This is a genomic window from Streptomyces sp. SID1328 (assembly GCF_009865595.1).
In the GTDB taxonomy this organism is placed as follows: domain Bacteria; phylum Actinomycetota; class Actinomycetes; order Streptomycetales; family Streptomycetaceae; genus Streptomyces; species Streptomyces griseoluteus.
In genome coordinates this window covers 1-4624 of the sequence record NZ_WWKH01000563.1, presented here as the reverse complement: position 1 = coordinate 4624, position 4624 = coordinate 1, and the positions used below count along the sequence as shown (strand labels likewise).

At 74.9% G+C, this 4624-nt stretch carries 4 protein-coding genes; 1 reads left to right on the top strand and 3 read right to left on the bottom strand.

What is annotated here, in order from left to right:
- Nucleotides 1-95: 95 nt before the first annotated feature.
- Entirely contained in the window at nucleotides 96-638 is a 543-nt protein-coding gene (locus tag GT030_RS17875; protein WP_161201941.1) for a UTRA domain-containing protein, read from the top strand.
- Here GT030_RS17875 and GT030_RS17870 read toward each other — a convergent pair.
- The 3 genes from GT030_RS17870 to malQ form a co-directional block, all read right to left on the bottom strand.
- Nucleotides 617-2047, bottom strand: a complete 1431-nt coding sequence (locus GT030_RS17870) for an FAD-dependent monooxygenase (protein ID WP_161201940.1) — start codon at nucleotides 2045-2047, stop codon at nucleotides 617-619. The genes GT030_RS17875 and GT030_RS17870 overlap by 22 nt on opposite strands.
- Before the next feature lie 102 nt (nucleotides 2048-2149).
- The gene (locus GT030_RS17865; RefSeq protein ID WP_161201939.1) at nucleotides 2150-2395 is read right to left on the bottom strand and encodes a hypothetical protein; all 246 of its coding nucleotides are present in this window, start codon (nucleotides 2393-2395) and stop codon (nucleotides 2150-2152) included.
- A gap of 70 nt (nucleotides 2396-2465) precedes the next feature.
- Nucleotides 2466-4565 carry a 4-alpha-glucanotransferase gene (malQ, locus tag GT030_RS17860; RefSeq protein ID WP_161201938.1) on the bottom strand — a complete coding sequence of 700 codons (2100 nt, stop codon included), beginning with the start codon at nucleotides 4563-4565 and terminating at the stop codon, nucleotides 2466-2468.
- Nucleotides 4566-4624 lie beyond the last annotated feature (59 nt).

Below are 4624 nucleotides of genomic sequence, written 5' to 3'. Positions count from 1 at the left end.
AGCGGGCGGACGCGGCTTCCGCGTAACCGGCCAGCTGTCGAGAGGGGGGGCGCCCGGCATCGTGCCGGGCGCCCCCCCTGTATTTGGGAGGCACCGTGAGCGACAGCGCATGGACCAGCACGTCGATGCCGTATCTGGCCCCTCAGGAGGCCGGGCAGGGGGACGTCTGGGCGGCCGAGGCTGCGGCCAAGGGGGGAAAGGGGAGCCAGCGGATTGTGTATGCCGGGGAGGTGGGGGCCTCGGAGGAGGTTGCCGGCCTGTTGGGGGTGGAGGCCGGGGAGGCTGTGGTTGCGCGGCGGCGGGTCATCGAGCTGGACGGTGCCGCCTGCGAGTTGACCGACAGCCACTACCCCGTCGCCATCGCCCGCGGGACCCGGCTCGCCGAGCGGGGGAGGATTCCTGGCGGGGCTGTGGCGCTGTTGGCCGAGCTGGGGTATCGGGGGGTTCGAGTCCGGGAGGACGTCACCGCTGGGATGCCGTCACCGGAGGAGCGGGAGGTGCTGCGACTGGCAGCAGGGGAACCTGTGTTGCGGGTCAGCCGGGTGACTTTCGACGAAGACGGCCGGGCTGTTCAGGCCGACCTCATCGTGATGCCCGGGCATCGGCAGCGGCTTCGTTATGAGGTCCGGGTCGGGTGATCCGGTGGGCCCACGTGGTCACGCAGGGCCTGTTCCAGCTCTGTTGGGGACGGGGACTTTGCCGTCCAGGCGATGTGGCCGTCCGGGCGGATCAAGAGCGTCCGGGGGCCGGCCCACGCGGATGTGGTGAGGTGGGGGCGGTCGGCGTCCTCGTACGGGGCCTGCGTCAGCAGGACGAAGTTGCCCGGGCGCAGGGCCTCGTAGAGGCGGGTGTTGCCCGGCAAGGGGATGTCCGGGGCCCGTTTGCCGGTGAGGGGGCCGGGGCCGTAGGAGTAGCCGAGGCCCGTTACCTGGTGGAGGGCTTTGCGGCGCAGGGCGGGGGCGTGGGTGGCCAGGGTTGCCAGGAGTGACCGGAGAGCCCTCGTCCACGGACGGTTGGCCATGGCCAGGCGGATCAGGCTGCCGCTGCTGCGCAGGACCGTGCGGCCCACCGGGTGGCGTTCGGTGTCGTAGGTGTCCAGGAGGGACGCGTCCGCGCGGCCGTTGAGGACCGCCGCCAGTTTCCAGCTCAGGTTCGCCGCGTCCTGGAGGCCCGTGTTCATGCCCTGGCCGCCCGCCGGGGAGTGGACGTGGGCGGCGTCGCCGGCGAGGAGGACGCGGCCCGCGCGGTACGTGGGGGCCTGGCGTTCGTCGCTGTGGAAGCGGGACAGCCAGCGGGGGTCGTGCATGCCGTAGTCCCGGCCGAGGGCGGCGCGGACGATGTCCCGGATCTCGGCGAGGTCGAGCGGCGCGTCGTCGGGGACGTCGTGGGAGCGGTGCCAGCCGACGACCCGGTGGTAGCCGTCGCCGAAGGGGATGAGGAGGGCGAAGGCGTCCCCCGTCGTGCCCGCGGTGAGCAGGTCCGGCGGGTCCTCGGAGAGCCGTACGTCCGCGAGGACCACCGAGCGGATGACCGAGCGGCCCGGGAACGGCAGCCCCACCGCCTCCCGTACCGCGCTCCGCATCCCGTCCGCCCCCACCACGTACGAGGCCCGCAGCGGCTCCATGCCCCGCCCGAGGACCGTCACCCCGGACGCGTCCTGCGTCAGCGCGGTCACCTCGGCCTCGTGGCGGAACTCGGCGCCCGCCTCACGCGCCCGGCGCTCCAGCACCCGCTCGACCTCGTACTGCGGGATCACCAGGACGTGCGGAAAGCGGGTGGGGAGTTCGGAGAGGTCGAGGGTGAGGCCGTCGAAGAGCCCGAGCCGCGTCATCGGGTGGCCCAGGGACTCGAGTTCGTCGGCGAGGCCCCGCATGTCGAGCTGCTCCAGCGTGCGGGCGTGCAGCGCGAAGGCGCGGGTGAGGTTGCTGATGCCGGGCGGACGTTTCTCCAGCACGGTGACCGGGACGCCGGCCTCCGCCAGATCACCGGCGAGGAGCAGTCCGGTCGGGCCGCAGCCCACTACGACGACGCCGGTGGTGCCTGCCATCCGCGGCTCCTCGGGGGCACGGGGGGAGGAAACGCGCCGGGGGCGCCGTCCGGCCGCGCGTGCGCGGGTGGACAGGCGCCCCCGGCCGGGACCTGAGGTCCGTCAGCTCTTCGGGGCGCACGAGCCCGACCGCGACTTGTCCAGCACCATCACCAGACCGGCGATGACGACGAACAGGCCCAGCGGGATCAGCACGTAGAGACCGATGGTCTCCCAGGCGGAGAGACCGGGGCCGGGGTCGTCACCGTCGTCGCGGCTGAGCGCGAGCGCGGGGGACGACATGAGCAGCATCATCAGCGTCGTGCCGGCCGCCAGGGCTCCGGCGCGCAGGGCGTTCTTCTTGTCCACGCTCCCCAAGTTAGCGAACCGCCGCACCGGCCGCGCGTCCGGGGTGCCGTACGCGCGGCCTCGACGGCCCTCAGGGTCCGCTGTGCCCCAGCCCCGCCCGCACCGCGGCCAGCAGCGCCCCCAGCCTCGGGGACGCCGTCAGCTCCTCCAGCGGCACCGGACGCCCCTGGGGGTCGGACACCGGCAGGCGCCAGTTCGGGTACTGGTCCCAGGTGCCGGGCACGTTCTGCGGGCGCCGGTCCCCGATGCCGTCCGGGAGCCAGATGCCGACCAGCCGGGCCGGGGTGCGCAGCAGGAACCGGTGGAAGCCCTGGATCTCGGCCTCCTCGTCGCTGCCGGCCGGCCCGGCGGCCGGGGCGTCCAGCAGCCCGAGGCTGCCCAGCAGCGCCAGCCACTCGGCGGTGTCCGCGACCGCGTCCGCCCGCTCGTCGGCACCGGACTTGATGAGCAGGCCGAGCTTCTCCCGCAGGTCGACGTGCTCACCGGTGAGCCGGGCGGCCGTGGGCGGCAGGTCGTGCGTGGTCGCGGTGGCCAGGCAGTCCTCGCGCCAGCTCTCCGGGGGCAGCGGGCGGCCGTCGCCGGTCCAGTCCCGCTCGAACCACAGCACGGAGGTGCCCAGCACCCCGCGCCGCTGGAGCGTCTCCCGTACGCCGGGCTCGACGGTGCCCAGGTCCTCCCCGATCACCAGCGCGCCCGCGCGGGACGCCTCCAGCGCGAGCAGGGCGAGCATCGCCTCGGCGTCGTAGCGGACGTAGGTGCCGTCGGTGGGCGGGCTGCCCTCGGGGACCCACCAGAGCCGGAACAGGCCCATCACATGGTCGATGCGCAGCGCGCCCGCGTACCGGAACAGGGCGCGCAGCAGCAGCCGGTACGGGAGGTGGCCGGACTCCGCGAGGCGGTCCGGGCGCCAGGGCGGCAGGCCCCAGTCCTGGCCGCGCGCGTTGAACGCGTCGGGCGGCGCGCCCACCGACATCCCGGCGGCGAAGTGGTCCTGCTGGGACCAGGCGTCGGCGCCGACCGGATGCACGCCGACCGCGAGGTCGTGCACGATCCCGATCGGCATCCCGGCCTCCTCGGCGGCCCGCTGGGCGGCGCGGAGCTGCCCGTCGGTCAGCCAGGCGAGCCGGGTGTGGAACTCGACCCGGTCCGCGAGGCGGGCGCGGGCGCGCGCGGTCTCCGCCGAGCGGGGGTCGCGCAGCGGCTCGGGCCAGGTCCGCCAGTCCGGGCCGTGCTCCTCGGCCAGCGCGTACCAGGTGGCGTGGTCCTCCAGCGCCTGGCCCTCCTCCGCGCGGAAGGCGTCGTACGCGGCCTGCCGGCCGGGGCCGAGCGGGACCCGTACGACCTGTTCCAGCGCCTGGCGCTTCAGCTCCCACACCGCGTCACGGTCGATGAGGGCACCCTTGTCGAGCACGTCGGCGCGCAGCCTCTCGGCCCGCTCGCGCAGCCGGGGGTTCAGCTCGGCGTAGGAGTACTCCGGGACGTCCTCGACGCGCAGGTGCACCGGGTCGGGGAAGCGGCGGGAGGAGGGGCGGTACGGGGAGGGGTCGGTGGGGGCGCCGGGTACGGCCGCGTGCAACGGGTTGACCTGCACGAATCCGGCGCCGTGGGTCCGTCCGGCCCAGGCGGCCAGCTCGGCGAGGTCCCCGAGGTCGCCCATGCCCCAGGAGCGGTGGGAGAGCACGGAGTAGAGCTGGGCGAGCAGGCCGTAGGAGCGGCCCGCCGGGGCGGGGAGGCGCTCGGGGGCGACGATGAGGTGGGCGTGGCCGGTGCGTCCGTCGGGGGCGGTGACGGTGACGTGGTGGACACCGGTGGGGAGGTCGTCGACGGAGGTGTGCCGCTCGCCCTGCTCGGTGTCGATCTCCATCCGGGTGCCGGGCGGAAGGACGTCGAAGGGGTCCGGGAGGGCGGGGGTGCCGGTGCCTGCGACGGGCTGGCCGGTCCAGCGGACCACGGTAGGCGGCAGCAGTCGCTCCCGCAGCTCGCGCTCCCGCTCGGCGAGCGCGGCACGGACGGCGTCCGGGCTGCTCGCGTCGACGTCCAGGGCGGCCAGGGCGGCGATCACGGCGGGGGCGGGCACCGCGACGATGATCTCCGGGGAGGGGCTGTAGGAGGTGGCTACGCCGTGCAGCTCCGCGAGCGCGCGCAGCTCGTCGTCCAGCGCCGCGGCCATCTACTCGGCCGGGCCGAAGCGGACCGGGACGGGGTCGGCGTCACCGGTGAGCGGGACGG